This window comes from Andreprevotia chitinilytica DSM 18519, from assembly GCF_000711875.1.
In the GTDB taxonomy this organism is placed as follows: Bacteria; Pseudomonadota; Gammaproteobacteria; order Burkholderiales; family Chitinibacteraceae; genus Andreprevotia; species Andreprevotia chitinilytica.
Genome location: NZ_KL543993.1, coordinates 1 through 15,385 on the forward strand (window position 1 = coordinate 1; position 15,385 = coordinate 15,385).

General features: G+C 61.6%; 14 protein-coding genes. 3 read left to right on the top strand and 11 right to left on the bottom strand.

Features of this window, described 5'->3' with window-relative positions; all coding sequences use genetic code 11:
- The 4 genes from BR41_RS21665 to glnK all read right to left on the bottom strand — a co-directional run.
- Positions 1–911 (bottom strand): POTRA domain-containing protein (locus BR41_RS21665; protein ID WP_169741351.1); only part of this gene is annotated, 911 nt, incomplete at its 3' end.
- On the bottom strand, positions 911–3,589 hold the full coding sequence (locus BR41_RS21670; protein WP_051711597.1) for a two-partner secretion domain-containing protein: 2,679 nt from the start codon (positions 3,587–3,589) through the stop codon (positions 911–913). The genes BR41_RS21665 and BR41_RS21670, both read right to left, overlap by 1 nt.
- 675 nt (positions 3,590–4,264) lie before the next feature.
- Positions 4,265–5,782 carry an ammonium transporter gene (locus BR41_RS21675; protein ID WP_035061526.1) on the bottom strand — a complete coding sequence of 506 codons (1,518 nt, stop codon included), beginning with the start codon at positions 5,780–5,782 and terminating at the stop codon, positions 4,265–4,267.
- Positions 5,783–5,836: 54 nt separating this feature from the next.
- Positions 5,837–6,175 carry a P-II family nitrogen regulator gene (gene glnK / locus BR41_RS21680; RefSeq protein WP_035061528.1) on the bottom strand — a complete coding sequence of 113 codons (339 nt, stop codon included), beginning with the start codon at positions 6,173–6,175 and terminating at the stop codon, positions 5,837–5,839.
- A gap of 170 nt (positions 6,176–6,345) precedes the next feature.
- On the opposite strand from glnK, the gene BR41_RS21685 reads away from it, so the two are divergent.
- Positions 6,346–6,702, top strand: coding sequence for an accessory factor UbiK family protein (locus tag BR41_RS21685; protein WP_373278365.1), 357 nt, complete (start codon positions 6,346–6,348; stop codon positions 6,700–6,702).
- Between the two features lie 204 nt (positions 6,703–6,906).
- On the opposite strand, the gene BR41_RS21690 is transcribed toward BR41_RS21685, so the two are convergent.
- The 7 genes from BR41_RS21690 to BR41_RS21720 all read right to left on the bottom strand — a co-directional run bounded on the left by BR41_RS21690 (position 6,907) and on the right by BR41_RS21720 (position 13,206).
- Positions 6,907–7,284: a diacylglycerol kinase gene (locus BR41_RS21690; RefSeq protein WP_035061530.1), complete on the bottom strand. Its 378-nt coding sequence runs from the start codon at positions 7,282–7,284 to the stop codon at positions 6,907–6,909.
- Positions 7,281–8,033 carry a BPSS1780 family membrane protein gene (locus BR41_RS23350; protein ID WP_051711599.1) on the bottom strand — a complete coding sequence of 251 codons (753 nt, stop codon included), beginning with the start codon at positions 8,031–8,033 and terminating at the stop codon, positions 7,281–7,283. Before BR41_RS23350 ends, BR41_RS21690 begins: the two co-directional genes overlap by 4 nt.
- Before the next feature lie 252 nt (positions 8,034–8,285).
- Complete coding sequence (locus tag BR41_RS21700) at positions 8,286–9,479, bottom strand: acetate/propionate family kinase (protein ID WP_035061533.1); 1,194 nt, start codon at positions 9,477–9,479, stop codon at positions 8,286–8,288.
- Positions 9,472–10,839 (bottom strand): bifunctional enoyl-CoA hydratase/phosphate acetyltransferase, encoded by a 1,368-nt coding sequence (locus BR41_RS21705; protein WP_035061535.1) that lies wholly within the window; start codon positions 10,837–10,839, stop codon positions 9,472–9,474. The genes BR41_RS21700 and BR41_RS21705 overlap by 8 nt, the downstream gene beginning before the upstream one ends.
- 157 nt (positions 10,840–10,996) lie before the next feature.
- On the bottom strand, positions 10,997–11,548 hold the full coding sequence (locus BR41_RS21710; protein ID WP_035061537.1) for a thioredoxin family protein: 552 nt from the start codon (positions 11,546–11,548) through the stop codon (positions 10,997–10,999).
- A 195-nt stretch (positions 11,549–11,743) separates the two neighbouring features.
- Positions 11,744–12,571 carry a M14 family metallopeptidase gene (locus BR41_RS21715; protein ID WP_035061540.1) on the bottom strand — a complete coding sequence of 276 codons (828 nt, stop codon included), beginning with the start codon at positions 12,569–12,571 and terminating at the stop codon, positions 11,744–11,746.
- A 146-nt stretch (positions 12,572–12,717) separates the two neighbouring features.
- Entirely contained in the window at positions 12,718–13,206 is a 489-nt protein-coding gene (locus BR41_RS21720; protein WP_035061677.1) for an Lrp/AsnC ligand binding domain-containing protein, read from the bottom strand.
- 82 nt (positions 13,207–13,288) lie between these two features.
- Between BR41_RS21720 and BR41_RS21725 the strand changes: the two genes are divergently transcribed.
- Together BR41_RS21725 and BR41_RS21730 are read left to right on the top strand one after the other, a co-directional pair.
- Positions 13,289–14,611 carry a D-amino acid dehydrogenase gene (locus BR41_RS21725; RefSeq protein ID WP_373278366.1) on the top strand — a complete coding sequence of 441 codons (1,323 nt, stop codon included), beginning with the start codon at positions 13,289–13,291 and terminating at the stop codon, positions 14,609–14,611.
- A 97-nt stretch (positions 14,612–14,708) separates the two neighbouring features.
- Positions 14,709–15,296, top strand: a complete 588-nt coding sequence (locus BR41_RS21730) for a DUF2239 family protein (protein WP_035061546.1) — start codon at positions 14,709–14,711, stop codon at positions 15,294–15,296.
- Positions 15,297–15,385 lie beyond the last annotated feature (89 nt).

Below are 15,385 nucleotides of genomic sequence, written 5' to 3' on the forward strand. Positions count from 1 at the left end.
ACCAGCGCGTTGGAATCGGTGGAGCCGGTGAAATTGGCGGACAGCGCTTCCTGCAGCCCGATCAGGTTGTCGGCTTCGATGCCGGCTTTGAGGCGCAGCACGCCGGTGGCATCGCTGCCGTAGTTATCCAGCCCGATGGTGTAGAACACGTGATCGCCGGGCTTGTTGTTGAGGTTGACGATGGAATCGCCGGGCGATTGGCCGGGCAGGATTTGCATCTCGGCCTGATTGCGGCGCAGGCGGTTGATCTGGTCGACGCCCTGCTCCAGATCGGTGAGGTTGAGCACTTGGCCCGGCTCGGCCGGGAAGGCCCACAGCGTGCCGATATCGGTAATCGCGCCGCCGTTTTGGGTGGGCTGGCCTTTGGGCGCAAGCAGCACCGGCGGTTTGCCGTTGATGAGCAGCGATTGGATCTTGCCCGGTACGAGCGTGAGCACCAGCTTGCCGGAGGCGAGGTTTTGTTCGCCCATGTAGACGCGGGTGGTGATCAGGCCGCGCTTGATCAACGCATCGGTCAGGCGGCGCATCAGCAGGTTGATGCGCCCGACGCCGAGCTTTTGCTTGAGGAATGGCGCGGTGATGCGGTCGACTTCGACCTGCTGCAGCACGGTGTTGCCGATCAGCTCGATCTGCGTGACTTCGAAGGTGGGGCCATTCTCCGGCACTTGCTCAACCGGCGTATCCAGCGGGATATCCTGCCCGGCGGCGGGGGTCGGTTGCGTGACTTCGATATTGGGCGGCGCTTGCTCGATCTGCTCTTGCCGCTGCCGTTCGCGCTGCTCGTTCTGCAGGCGGATGGCGGGGTCTTGCTGCGGTGGCGGGTTGTCGGCGCGTGCAGCCCCGCTGCCAGCCAGTAGCAGACACAGAAGGGTGCGCGGGCCGTTGCCCGCCCAGTTCAACCAGCCCCGCATCAGTGCCACAACCAGGAGGTGAGGCCAGTGTGGTGGCTCAGGGTGACCGGATCGCGATGCGCGGTGCGGATGGTGACGACGCCATCGCTGGCCTCAACGCCGTCGGCGGCGGTCAGTACGCCGCCATCGACCAACACTTTCCCTTGCACGCTGAGCTTGCCGCCGGCGGAGGTGAACATGCCGCCGTCGTCCATCGCATAAACCTGCGCCCACTGATCGCCGAACCACGTCTTCCAGCCCGAATCACGTGAGAGCGTGGTGTACATGGGCAGTGCGGTGGCGTGCACCAGTGGCGCATTCAGGGTGAGGTTCTTGAGCGCCAGCACGCGGCCACCGATGTTGTCGATGGATTCGCTGGCGGTGAGCGTGGCATTGCCGGACACCGAAATCAGGCCGCCCTGACTTTGCACGGTAGAGGTGGCGCTGGCATGGCAGCGGAAGAAACAGGAGCGGCTGTATTGGATCTTGCCGGTCAGGTAGGCCTGATTGACCAGTTTGGTGGCGGAGTCGATCTGGAGGCCGCCGCCGTTGACCAGAATCTGGCCGCCGAGGTTTTGTACTCGCTTGCCCTTCATCGTCATGCCGCTATCGGCCACCATGTAGGCCAGTTGCGACAAGGCGAGCGAGCCGTAGTCGGTGCTGAAGCCATCGTTGCTCACCGGGAACAGGCCCAGCCGGCGGCGGCTGTTGCTGAAGTCGATGCGCTGTTCGTTGTTCGCGCCACCAATATGGGTGACCTGATTCGAGACCGTGCCGCCGGCATTCACCAGCAGTTGTTTATTACTGATGACGCGGCCGGCCTGATTGGTGATGTCCCCACCAGCCTTGAGCGAGACGTCGTCCGACTGGCCGAAGATCAGGCCGAGCTGCGTTTCCGACACGGTCTGATTGAGGATGTTGCCGCCCGCATTGAGGGTGATTGCGCCGAGCGATGCGGCGTTGGTGGTGTCACGCGTCTTGCCCTGGATCAGGCCGCCGAGGTTGGTGATGTCGATCTTGCTGGTGACGGTGACGCCGCCGTTGTAGGCGGTGACGCTGGCGCTTTGTGCGCCGTCGGTGCTGACCAGTACGTCGTTCGCGGTGATGGCGACATTGCCGGCGGCGAGGAGGTCACTGCCGGTCACTGCCGTTTGCTGGGCGGTCTTGATAGTGATATCGCCGCCGTCTGATTTGAGCAGCGATTTGATCTGGGCCGTCCCGGCTTGGTCAGCCACCTTGAGTGAATCAGCCGTGATGGCGACGCCGGCGATGCCAGACAAGGTGCTGCCGCTGACAGTGGTGCCAGCCGTGGTCTGGATCGACAGCGCGCCGCCGGTGCTCTCCAGCAGGCTGGCGGTATTGGCGTTGTTGTTCACGTCATTGCCGGCCGCCAGCGCGAGTGAACGCGACTGGATGATGAGGTTTTGCACGGCGCTGAGCTTGCTGCCGGACGCGGTCAAGTCCTGGGCGGTGGTGATGCCGATGCCACCGGTGACGCTGGCGGCAACGCCATTGAGTGACAGGGCGGATTGGCCGGCTGCAGTCTGGGTGATGATCAGATCACCGGTTTGCGTCACCTTCTGGTGGCTGTCGGTCACGCCCACCGCGAAATGGGTGTTGGCGAGCGCGACTTCCGCCGCTTGCAATTGCGTGCTGCCGTTGGATTGGATCGTGGTCGGGTCGCCGGCATCAAAACCATTGCTGGCAAGTTGCCCGGCCACCATGACCACATTGCCCTTCGACTGCACGGCCGCGCCATCCAGCTGGACTTTGCCATCGGCCTGCACCACGAAATCGCCGACCGAGGCCAGCGCCTTGCCGGCCAGATGCACGCCTGCGCCGAGGTCGGTGACCATCAACTCGATACGGCCCGAGGTGAGCGAGCCGGTGCGGCTGATGTCGATCAGTGCAGCGCCGGGGTTGGAGGTCTTGGTGGCGGCGAAGGCGATGTAATTGGAGAGGTTGTCGGTCGGGGCGACGGAGGTATCGAACTCGGCCAGCGTGCTGCCGGCGACCAGCCGCGTCACCGACGTGGCGGACGAGAAACTATTAGTCACCGGCCCTGCCACCGAGAGCTGCTTGGCGATCAGGTCGAGACTGAGCATAGCGCCGGAGAGGCCATCCGGCCCGATCTGGATCTGGCCGCCGGTGGTGGTCAATACAACGTTGCGCTGCAGCTTGCCGGGTGCGGGGTGGAAATCATCGAACGACACCTTGCCGGTGCTCAGCACCACGTGGCCGGTGTTCACGAACGAGCCGCCGTTGACGGTAATGCCGTTGGGGTTGGCGAGGATCACGTTGGCCCGCTGCCCCACCACCGAGATCGCGCCCTGAATCAGGCTGGGATTACTGCTGGTGACCTCGTTGACGATCATTTTGGCGTTGACGCCGGTGTTGACGAGATCCGCCCCGGCCTTGCCCACGCTGAAGCTGGAATAGGTGTTGTGCGACACGCCGGAGACGGTCGGCGCAATGGCGATACTGGCTTTGCCGGCCGCGTTGTAGCTGACCGAAGTGGCGGTCTTGCCGTCCACGACGATGTCTGCCGCGCCGGCATAGGTTGAGGCCACCGTGCCTGAATAGATCGTGGCGACGGCCACGGCGATCAGTTTTACGGCGAAGTGTGCGCGTCTTGAATGGCGACACGCCAAGCTGCTGCCCGTCAGAGCCATCTGCGGCAGTAAGGAAATTTTGGTCATTTTTGTTAGATTCTTACAATCAATCAAATTTTACCCGATGCGATACGCATCACGAAATTCCGTTTATCGGATATGTCGGAACTGTGACGTTGACGCGCCCACATGCACCGACTAAAAAGCGCCCGCACTGGCTCGTCACTTGATTGCAATCGTGGAAAAAAGCGGCTGCATAAGAATAGCCATTGAGAATCAGTCAACTAGAAACGGCAGATACAAAAAAAGCCGCATCGGGGCGCCTGCGGCTTTTCAATTTCCTGCGTGGGATTCGCGCGCCATTTATCTGCCACGCAGCAAAGCAAACATCGAAATGTCATAAATGTATGCGTACCCCTCGAGGGCTATTGCCCACTAATTCCCCAACAAATTTAGTCAGAAAACCACCGCCACTCACTACCCCATCTCAGCTGCATTCAGGATTGAATAGGGATGCTGAATCACGCCCTACGCAGTGCTTCAGCCGGGAATCCAGAGATGAGTTGAGCGCAGCGATACCCGTGCAGCGCCCGTGTTCCAAGCCCGTGGCGATGGGTTACGGCCTTATGGCCTAACTCATCCTACGAACTGCGAACCTTGGCCAGACAAAAAAAGGCCCGCCATTGCGGCGGGCCAGTTTGACTCTGCTTGTTTTGAAGTCTGTGTGTTTTGGCTTCTTCGACTTGTTCTGAAACCCGTGGCTTAGACGTTGTATGCCTTCTCGCCGTGCGAGTTGACGTCCAGACCTTCGCGCTCTTCGTCTTCCTTCACACGCAGACCGATGGTCAGGTCAACCAGCTTGTAGGAGATGAAGGACACCACGCCAGACCAGACCAGGGTCACCAGAATGCCGGTGCCTTGGATCTTCAGTTGGGTCAGGATCGAGTAGTCAGCGGCAACCTTGTTGGCCACGTAGTCATAGATGCCGGTGCCGCCCAGGGAAGGATCAGCGAACACGCCAGTCAGCAGCGCGCCGAGGATACCGCCCACGCCGTGCACGCCGAACACGTCCAGCGCATCGTCAGCACCCAGCAGTTTCTTCAGGCCATGCACGCCCCACAGGCAGATCACGCCAGCCAGCAGGCCGATCACGAGTGCACCGCCTACGCCGACATAACCGGCCGCCGGGGTGATGGCAACCAGACCTGCCACCGCGCCGGAAGCCGCGCCCAGCATGGACGGCTTGCCCTTGATGATCCATTCGGCGAACAGCCAGGCCAGTGCGGCACCTGCAGTAGCAACCCAGGTATTGACGAAGGCGAGTGCAGCAGTGCCGTTGGCTTCGAGGGCGGAGCCGGCGTTGAAGCCGAACCAGCCGAACCACAGCAGGGATGCGCCAACCATGGTCAGGGTCAGGCTGTGCGGGGTCATGGCTTCTTTGCCGAAGCCAATACGCTTGCCGATCACGTACGCACCCACCAGGCCGGCGATAGCGGCATTGATGTGAACGACGGTACCGCCTGCGAAGTCGAGCGCGCCCTTCTGGAACATGAAGCCGCCAGTGAGGGTGGCTGCATCAGCCGCAGCTTGCGTGGTGTACGCATCCGGGCCAGTCCAGTACCACACCATGTGGGAGATCGGCAGGTAAGCGAACGTGAACCACAGCACGGTGAACACCAGGATCGCGGAGAACTTGGCGCGCTCGGCGAAGGAACCGATGATCAGGCCGCCGGTGATGGCCGCGAATGCACCCTGGAACACGACATAGGCCAGTTCGGAAACACCCACGCCCTTGCTGAAGGTGGCTGCGATCGAATCAACCGTCACGCCCTTCAGGAACAGCTTGGAGAAGCCGCCGATAAACGCGTTGCCCTCGGTGAACGCCAGGCTGTAGCCGTAAACGACCCACAGTACCGAGATCAGCGAGAAGATGGTGAACACCTGCACCAATACGGACAGCATGTTCTTGGTGCGGACCAGGCCGCCGTAGAACAGTGCCAGGCCAGGAATGGACATCAGGATGACGAGTGCGGAAGACACCAGCAGCCAGGCGTTGTCGCCCTTGTTGACGGTATCGACCACGGCGGCCGGGGCCGATGCGGTGGCGCTGGCAGCGGTTGCGGCCGGAGCGGATGCCTTGTCGGCAGTCGCAGCGGCGGAGGCTGCAACCGAAGCTGCTGCCACCGGCGCGGAAGCCGCAGCGGACGCGTCATCGGCAAAAGCCGGTGCCGCAAACGCGATCGCGCCAAACAGAGCGACCAGTGCTAATAGTTTTTTCATGCTCGGGATCTCCTACCCTTGTATGACTTGAATGGTGAGAACGTCGATGGGTGCTTAGATGGCCGCTTCGCCCGTCTCGCTCGTGCGGATACGCAGCACGCTCTCAAGGTCGAACACGAAAATCTTGCCGTCGCCGATCTTGCCGGTGTGTGCGGCTTTTTCGATGGCTTCCAGCGTTTGGTCCAGCAGGGCATCGGCAATCGCGATTTCCAGCTTTACCTTCGGCAGGAAATCAACGATGTATTCCGCACCGCGATACAGCTCGGTGTGACCCTTCTGACGACCAAAACCCTTTACTTCAGTGACCGTGAGACCTTGCACGCCGATGGCGGACAATGCCTCGCGCACTTCATCGAGCTTGAATGGCTTGATGATGGCGGTAACGAATTTCATAACATGAACTCCCTTCGTGTGCCGGATGATGACGGGGTGTCTTGAGCAGGAAGCGTGCCAGCGCCCGATGACGTGAATATTCAACGACTTGCACACTACCCCTTGATGACGCGCACCGTATCGATGCACACAAAGGTGCACCGAACCACAATAGCGCACAAAAAAGGTGCATGAGCGATGTGGTGGACGCGGACGTTGATGCGGCAGCCGAGTCAGCGGCTTCTGCTAAACTGGTTTGCACGACATTCACGCTCTGGAGAAACGCCATGCTCAAGGAAAAGTTCTTCGATGAAATCGCCGCCAAGTTCTCGGACGCGATTGCCAACAGCCCTGCCAAGGACGTGGAAAAGAACGTGCGCGCCATGATGGCGAGCACCTTCACCAAGCTCGATCTTGTGACGCGCGAGGAGTTTGAAATCCAGCAAGACGTGCTGGCCCGCACCCGCGAAACACTGACCGCACTGGAGGCCCGCGTGGCGGAGTTGGAAGAGAAGCTGCTGGCGGGAAATCCGCAGGATAGTCTTTAAACGGCTACGCGCAGTACAAACAAAAGCCCCGGCAAATGTCGGGGCTTTTTGCTTTTCAATCCCCTCTCCCATTTATGGGAGAGGGTTAGGGTGAGGGTGCTTGCAAAGGTCGATGCATTTGGCACGGCCCTCACCCCCGGCCCCTCTCCCATTAATAGCTGAACAAGGCTAAAGCCTTGCACGCGAGGGCGAGGGGAGAAAACCTCAATGCCCCAATATCGCCAGCGCCCACATGGCCGCCAGATTGGCCAGGCACACCAACTGCGCCGCACTGCCCAAATCCTTGGCCCGCTTGGCGAGGTGGTGCTTTTCCAGCGAGGTGTGATCCACCGCAGCCTCGATGGCGGAGTTGAGCAGCTCGACGATCACCGTGAGCAGGTGCGAGCCGATGACTACCGCCCGCGCCCAGGCCGGCAAGGTGATCGAGAACGCAATGATGATGCCGACCACCGCCAGCAGCGACACCTGCCGGAAGGCGGCTTCGTTGTGCCAGCCGGCGCGCAGGCCATCGATCGAGTAACCCAGGGCGTTGATCACGCGCCGGGCGCCGGTTTTGCCCTTGAACGGACTTTCCTGCTTCATGCTGTTTCCTGCGGCGGAAGGGGGGATTCGAACAGATCGCGGTAGGCGGTGTACTGGGTGATCAGCAAGACCGGCATCAGCACCAGCACGGCGATGAACAGGGTCAGCGCACTCAGGGCGAAGCCACAGACCGTCAGCACGATGGCGAGCGATACCGTTACCCAGTTGCGCAACACAGCCGTGAACGAGAGCTTGAACGCTTCGACCACGCCACAGCGCTGGAACAGGATCAGCGGCGGCGCGAAGTAGCTGGCGGCCAGCATCGGGGCCATGAGCACGATGTTGATCAGGAGCTGGTTGCGCAGCTGCGTGATCTGCTCGTCAGTGAGCGCTTCACCGGCCTTGATGACCAGTGCATCATCGCTCCCGCCGAACGCCAGCATGATCAGGCTGGCCAGCACGGCCCAGAGCAAGCCGCATGAGCCGACCATCAGCAGCGGTCGAATCACCGGCGTGACATTCGGAATCAACGTGGCCAGCTGCGGCTGGCCGGTTTCGTGGACGCGTGCGGCGATCAGACAAACCGCACCGGTAATCGTCGGATATAGCAGTGACAACAGCACGCCCAGTACCTGCGGCACCAGCATGCTCATCCAGCTCACCAGCAGGAATACGACCGCCAGCGCGATCCAGAACACGGGCTGCTTGCGGAACACGGCAAAAGCCTCGGTAAACCATAACCAGGCATGGGAGGGAGCCACACTGCGCGGCTCTAGCCCCACATCGATGATGACGTCGTCGGTCTGCATCCATTCACTCAAAAATATGACAAGAGTACCCATGCTATGTGAAAAGCACGATGCAATGCCAACTGGCCGAGCATAGTCGGGCTGTATGAAGGCGCTGTGACGGGCCATTGTGTGGTGTTGCAGGGCGGGTTAGCCATCGGCGTAACCCACGCGGGGCGCGCTCCCAAATCAAACAGATGCGGAAACTTGCCACGTCGGCGGCGTGGGTTACGCCCCGAGCGGGGCTAACCCACCCTGCATTGCTTGGAGAACTCAATCCACGGCGCAGGCCACCGCATGGCGGGCAATCATGATCTCTTCGTTGGTCGGGATCACGTACACGGCAACACGGCTGTCCGGGCGGCTGATCCGGTGTGGCTCTGGGCTGCGTTGCACATTGGCGGCCTCGTCCAGATCGATGCCCAGCCAACGCAGTTGCTGGCAAACCCGCTGGCGCACGATGACATCGTTCTCGCCAATGCCTGCGGTGAACACCAAGGCATCGATACCTTCGATTGCCGCCGCCAGTGATGCGGCCTCTCGCGCCACGTGCTGACAGAAATAATCCACCGCCAGTTTCGCGCGCGGCTCGTCGCTGGCGTGCAGATCGCGCATATCGCTGGAAATGCCGGATAGCCCCAGCAAGCCGGACTGCTTGTGCACCAGATCACTCACCGCCTGCACGCTCATATCGAGATGAGTCAGGCAATGGAACACCAGCGCCGGGTCGAACGAGCCGGTGCGGGTGCCCATCGGCAGCCCTTCCAGCGCGGTGAACCCCATCGTCGTGGCCTGGCATTTGCCGGCTGATAACGCCGCCATCGATGCGCCATTGCCCAGATGCGCCACAATGGTGCGCCCGGTTGCGGCACGAGTATCGATGCGTGGCAACACGCTGGCGATGTACTCGTAACTCAGGCCATGAAAGCCGTAGCGGCGGATGCCATGTTGCTGGCTGAACTCGTACGGCAGCGCATAGAGCTGCGTGGTTTCCGGCTGGGTGCGATGGAAAGCGGTATCGAAACACGCCACTTGTGGCACGTCCGGCAGCAGCTCAGCCAGTACCCTCATCGGCAGAATATTGGCCGGCGCGTGCAAGGGCGCGAGCGGGATCGTCGTATCCAGCACATCCAGCACTTGCGGGGTGACGCGCACGGGCTGGGTGAAGGTCGGCCCGCCGTGCACCACGCGATGGCCGATCACTGCCAGTGTCTTGCCGGCCGTGTGACCCCGTAGCCAGTTGAGGATGTAACGCAAGGCGGTGTCGTGGGTTTTCGGGGCGTCGGCCGGCAGTGGGCTGGCGGCAAGCGTATCGCCGGCTGCCGATTTCGCAGAGAACGCCGGCTCGGTAAAGATGCCTTCGACCTGGCCTTTGCAGATCAGCTGCGGGTCTTGCTCCGCCTCGAACAGCGAGAACTTGATGCTGGACGAACCGGCATTGATGACAAGGATCAGCGCATCACTCATTTGGCTTCTCCCCCTTGGCAATCGCGGCGGCATGCGCCACCAGCACCATCACCGCGGCGGATGCGAGCCGCGCCTTGGCATCGTCCGCCCGGCTGGTCAGGATGATCGGCACGCGTGCGCCGAGCACGATGCCGGCCGAATCGGCACCGGCGAAATAGCTCATGGTCTTGGCGAGCATGTTGCCGGATTCGATATCCGGCACGACCAGGATGTCGGCCTGCCCGGCGACCGGCGAGACGATCTGCTTGGCCTTGGCCGCCGTCATCGAGATCGCGTTATCGAACGCCAGTGGGCCATCGAGAATGCCGCCGGTGATCTGGCCGCGATCGGCCATCTTGCACAGCAAGGCAGCTTCGAAGGTGGAAGGCATCTTGTCGTAGACGGTTTCGACCGCCGAGAGGATCGCCACCTTGGGCTTGGCAATGCCGAGGGTGTGCGCCAGATTGATCGCGTTCTGGGTGATATCCACCTTGGCCGCCAGATCGGGCGCGATATTGATCGCCGCATCCGTCACCAGCAGTGGGCGGCCATAGGCCGGCACATCCATCACGAACACGTGCGACAAGCGCTTGCCGCAGCGCAGGCCGGTGGCGGAGCTCACCACTGCGCCCATGATTTCATCGGTATGCAGGCTGCCTTTCATCAGCGCGCCGGCCTCGCCATTGCGGCACAGCTCGACCCCCTTGGCCGCAGCGGCATGGCTGTGCGGCACATCGATGATGCGGGCATTGCCCAGGTCGAAGCCTTCCTTGATCGCCACGGCGCGAATCTTGGCTTCCGGCCCGATCAGGATCGGCTCGATCAAGCCTTCCTTGGCGGCTTCCAGCGCACCCAGCAAGGACTCGCGATCGCACGGGTGGACGACGGCGGTGGGCACGGCGGGGTAGTTGGCGGCCTTGGCACGGATATGGGCGAAGACATGATGCTGGCGCAGCGTGAGTTGCGGCGGGTCGTCGAAGCGGTTGAGGCGCTTCACCGTTGGCGGCACCACGATAATGGGGCCAGAGGCGATCACCTCGCCGTGCTGGTTTTCGCAGCGGCATTGCACGACGACTTGCTTGGAAACCTCGTGCTTTTCGGTGATTTCCAGCGTGATGCTCAGCTCGTCCCGCTCGTGAATCCAGCCATGCGATTTCAGCTCGTGGCCGGCGAGGATGGAGCCATTACCGGGGAAGAAGTTGGTGGTGGTCGACGAAAACAGCGGGAAGGCGCCGAGCGCAGGCACGCTGCGGTTTTCGTCTTCGCCGCGCGTGCCGGCAATCATGCCGAACAGGGTGATGTCGTTGGCCTTGACCGTGTGCTTGCGCTCGTAACGCATGCCGGTCTGGATGTCGTCGAAAAGGATGTTCTCTTGGACCATGGGGCAGCCTCGCTTTTTTAAGGGTTAAACGATGGGCGTTGACCGATGCACAGCGCATCCGTTCCGCCGAAACCTTGCAGGAGCGATCTTGCTGGCGACGGTTGCCGTGGCAATCGCGAGCAAGCTCGCTCCTACATGAAAATCCGATGCATCAAGCTCATCCCTTCCATTTGATGTTGCAGCCCACACTGGGCATCTGCTCGGCCAATGGCGGCTCGCCTGCGACCAAGGCCCGCACGGCGCGGCGGATATCGGAAGCGTCCGCCAAGCCGTTGCTCGGCCGGCTGGCATCGAACTGGCCGCGATAGACCAGCTTGCCGGCCGCATCGAACAGGTAGAGGTCGGGCGTGCAGGCGGCGGCGAAGGCTTTTGCGACCGCTTGGGTTTCGTCATACAGATAGGGAAAGGTGTAACCCAGCGCGTTGGCGGCTTCGACCATCTTGTCCGGCGCGTCGTTCGGATAATTGGCAACGTCGTTGGCCGAGATCGCGACCATGCCGACGCCCAGCTGCGCGAACTCGGCACCAAGCGGTGCAAGTGCAGCGTTGATGTGCTTCACATAAGGGCAGTGATTGCAGATGAAGATCACGAACAGGCCAAGACGGCCCATGAGTTCGCTGCTTTTATAGCGATGGCCAGCCCCATCGGGCAGCTCGAACGCGGGTAGCGCGCTACCCAGCGGCAACATGGTGGAGGGAGTAAGGGCCATTTTCGTTCTCCTGCGATGGCAGACGCCGGCACACTCCGCACATTGTCTGCTCCAGAGGGGTGCCAGCAGCTACCTACAACAATGAAGTAGTTTTAAATCCGGGTCATGAATTACCAACGAAAGATCAAAGCCGATGCGTTGCGCCCGCGATGGTCTTTCAGGCATACCCGGATTACTGAAGGTAAGGGGTGCTCGTTACGGCGATACGAAAGACTGTTCGACGAATGCTGACATCATTACAGCGTTGGCTGCAATACGCACGTCAACATCTTGTTTGCCCGGCGTCTCGGTGCAGGCGGCGCGGCGCACGCCCAGCTGCATCATCCAGGCTTCGAACGAGCTATCCGCGTGGTTGAAGACAATGCCATCGCGGATCGGGCAACCGTCGACTTCACCATCGGGCAAGAGTGCGAAAAAGCGCGCATTGGCATCGCGCAGCGTCCTGGTGAACGGGCCGGGCACTGCGCTGCGCTCGAAGCTGTACACGTAACCATGCTCGACCAGCACGTCTTCATGGCAGGACAGAACGCCGTCGCGGCCCAACTGGGTGAGCAGCTCGGCATGCGCCTGCAGGATCAGACCCTCGTGCGATGGCCCGGTGTGGTCTTCACTGGCGCCGGATGCCGGGCAGAAACCACGATTGGGATTCTGGCCGGCATCGTTCAAGCGGCGGCCGGCGGCGAAACCGCTGATGTTCACCAGCGGCAGAAAGCTGATGTTGGCACGGGCGAACAGCGCATCGGTCGCCGTTTCAAGAAAACGCAACACCCCCCACGGCCCGGCCGGCTCTTCGCCGTGAAAACCGCTGGCGATCAGCAGGTTTGGCCGATCGGGTGCCGATGCCGGCTGCAGCAACACAATGGGCTGACCGGCCACGCGGCCGAGTTCGGTCCATTGCAACTGGCGGCGCTCGGCCAACTCGACCAGGCGTGCCTGATAACGGGGCCAGTTGTTGCTGGCACAGCCTTCTACCGGTAATTGCCAGCGGTAGGTTTGCTTGCCGTCGCGGGTGGGTTCGTTCATACGAAAATCGGCACACAGTTTATTTAGTAGGAACTGCATCAAAGCGCCGCCAACAAAACCCGGCTGGCTAGGCGTGCGAAGCGCAGACAGTACTATCCGTACGGCAAGCGAGCACAACAACGCCAGCCGGGTTTTGTTGGTGGCGCTTAATCCGGCAGTGGCAACGCCAAGGTCTCCTTGGCCTCTTCCATCACGATGTAACTGCGCGATTCGGCCGCGCCGGGCAATCGCAACAGGATATCGCCGAGCAGACGGCGGTAGTGAGACATATCCGGCAGCCGTGCTTTCAGAAGATAGTCGAAATCGCCGGCAATCAGATGACATTCGAGTACTTCCGGGATGGTGCCGACCGTACGGCGGAAGTCGTCGAACACTTCGCCGGATTTGCGCTCCAGCCGCAGCTCCACGAAAACCAGCAGCGGCGACTCCAGCAATTGTGGGTTCAGCCGGGCGTGATAACCCATGATCACGCCCGATTCCTCCAGCTTTTTGACACGTTCCGCGCAGGGCGTGGCGGTGAGGCCGACCCGTTCGGCCAGCTCGGTAATGGCAAGGCGGCCATCCGCCTGTAGTGCCCGCAAGATCTTGTAATCGATGCGGTCGAGCTTGCGACCGGCTTGATAGAGCGTTCTCACGAATTTTTCCTCCAATTTATGACATTACTATAGAGGAAATAGCTACATATCAATCGATACACTTTCTGTATTCCCTGCAATATTGGATCAGCAAGTCATGAACGTCGTCATCATCGGCGCTGGCGTCATCGGCATCACCACCGCCCACTATCTGCGTGCCGCCGGCCATAGCGTCACGGTGCTGGAAAAGCTGCCTGGCGTGGCCGAGGAAACCAGCTTTGCCAATGCTGGCCAGGTTTCCCCAGGCTATGCCGCGCCTTGGGCTGCGCCGGGCGTACCGTGGAAAGCCGTGAAGTGGCTGGCCTCCAAACACGCGCCGCTGCGCATCCGCCCGGATGGCAGCTGGTTCCAGCTGGCCTGGATGGCGCGCATGCTCGCCAACTGCAGCGAAGTCGCCTTCGAGCGCAACAAGCGCCGCATGGTGCCACTGGCCGAATACAGCCGTGATTGCCTGCGCGATCTGCGCGCCGAGCTGGGCCTGCATTACGAGGAGCGCACGCTAGGTACGCTACAACTGCTGCGCACGGACAAGCAAATGCACGCCGCCGAACGTGATGCAGCCATCCTCAGCCACTTGGGCGTGCCGCATCAATTGCTGGATACCGACGAGCTCGCCGCCATCGAGCCGGCACTGGAACGTGTGGCGCACAAGCTCGTCGGCGGGCTGCATTTGCCGAATGACGAAACCGGCGACTGCAAACTCTTCACCGAGCGCCTTGCTGCCCAGCTGATCAAGCGCGGCGTGACCGTTCGCTATGGCATGCAGGTCGAACACATCATCACCCGGCAAAATCAGGTGCGCGCCGTGGTACTGAATGACGGCGAAGCCATCAACGCCGATGCCATCGTGCTGGCCGCCGGTTGCGCCAGCCGCGCCATTGCCGCACCGCTGGGCCTCAGCCTGCCGGTCTACCCGGTCAAGGGCTACTCGCTGACGATCCCCCTGGCCGACCCGGATGCGGCACCGCGCTCCACTGTGCTCGACGAAACCTACAAGATCGCCCTCACCCGCTTCGACAACCGCCTGCGCGTAGGCGGCATGGCCGAGCTGACCGGGTACGACAAACGCATCGATCCGGCCCGCATCGCCACCCTGAAAATGGTCACCACCGACCTATTCCCCGATGCCGCCGATACCGCCAAGGCCCAGGCATGGACGGGCCTGCGGCCGATGACGCCGGATGGCACACCGCTGGTGTGTGCCACCGATGTGCAGGGGCTGTTCCTCAATACCGGCCACGGCACGCTGGGTTGGACCATGGCTTGCGGCTCCGCCAAGGTCATGGCTGATCTCGTGAACGATCGCGTGCCTGAAATCGAACCGTATGGTTTGTCGCTGGCCCGCTATGAGCGCGAGGAGCCAATGAGCGTCTCAACTGGTGCCGCGCAACCGGCTCACGCTTGATATTGGGCATCGCCATTAATTTACCCGGATAATATTGACCTGCTAATTTTATCCGGGTAAATTTACTCCCCATCGCTCACCGCATCGGGGAACACCCATGAATCAAACATCCTGCACCGCCTTTGCCGGCACCCGCGCCATCGCCACCGGGCCGTTGCGCCACGTGGCCGCGCAAGTCAAAACCGCGCTTGATGCCGGCGAACAAGCCAGCATCCTGATCTTCGACGACGAAACCAGCGCCCCCATCGAAATCGATTTCCGTGGCACGCCACAAGACGTGCTGCAACGCCTGCCCGAAGTGCCGGTCGTAGAGGCGGATGTAGAAGATGATGCGCCACGCGGTCGCGGCCGGCCGAAGTTGGGCGTGGTCGCCCGTGAAGTCACCCTGTTGCCGCGCCATTGGGATTGGCTCGCCAGCCAGCCCGGCGGCGCATCGGTGGCCTTGCGCAAGCTGGTGGAAGAAGCCCGCCGCGCCAAGGACGACCAGGACAAAGTGCGCCAATCGCAAGAAGCCAGTTACCGCTTCATGTCAGCCATGGCCGGCAACCAGCCCGGTTATGAAGAAGCGACGCGGGCGTTGTTTGCGGGGGATCGCAAGCGGTTCGATGAATCGGTGGCGGTATGGCCGGTTGATGTGCGTGATTTCGCGAAGAAGCTGGCGGCGGTTGCCTTGTGGGGGCATTGAGCCATCTGGCCGACGTGACCGATCTGTAGGAGCGAGCTTGCTCGCGATGACACTGGTGAATTCAACGCCGCCATCGCGAGCAAGCTCGC

Bases quoted from the DNA above. Each gene is read 5' to 3' on its own strand.
- BR41_RS21690 (WP_035061530.1), bottom strand. From the start codon at position 7,284: ATGAAGCAGGAAAGTCCGTTCAAGGGCAAAACCGGCGCCCGGCGCGTG.
- BR41_RS21705 (WP_035061535.1), bottom strand. From the start codon at position 10,839: ATGGTCCAAGAGAACATCCTTTTCGACGACATCCAGACCGGCATGCGT.
- BR41_RS21730 (WP_035061546.1), top strand. From the start codon at position 14,709: ATGAATCAAACATCCTGCACCGCCTTTGCCGGCACCCGCGCCATCGCC.
- BR41_RS21670 (WP_051711597.1), bottom strand. From the start codon at position 3,589: ATGACCAAAATTTCCTTACTGCCGCAGATGGCTCTGACGGGCAGCAGC.
- BR41_RS23350 (WP_051711599.1), bottom strand. From the start codon at position 8,033: ATGCAGACCGACGACGTCATCATCGATGTGGGGCTAGAGCCGCGCAGT.
- BR41_RS21715 (WP_035061540.1), bottom strand. From the start codon at position 12,571: ATGAACGAACCCACCCGCGACGGCAAGCAAACCTACCGCTGGCAATTA.
- BR41_RS21700 (WP_035061533.1), bottom strand. From the start codon at position 9,479: ATGAGTGATGCGCTGATCCTTGTCATCAATGCCGGTTCGTCCAGCATC.
- BR41_RS21675 (WP_035061526.1), bottom strand. From the start codon at position 5,782: ATGAAAAAACTATTAGCACTGGTCGCTCTGTTTGGCGCGATCGCGTTT.
- BR41_RS21710 (WP_035061537.1), bottom strand. From the start codon at position 11,548: ATGGCCCTTACTCCCTCCACCATGTTGCCGCTGGGTAGCGCGCTACCC.
- glnK (WP_035061528.1), bottom strand. From the start codon at position 6,175: ATGAAATTCGTTACCGCCATCATCAAGCCATTCAAGCTCGATGAAGTG.
- BR41_RS21685 (WP_373278365.1), top strand. From the start codon at position 6,346: ATGAGCGATGTGGTGGACGCGGACGTTGATGCGGCAGCCGAGTCAGCG.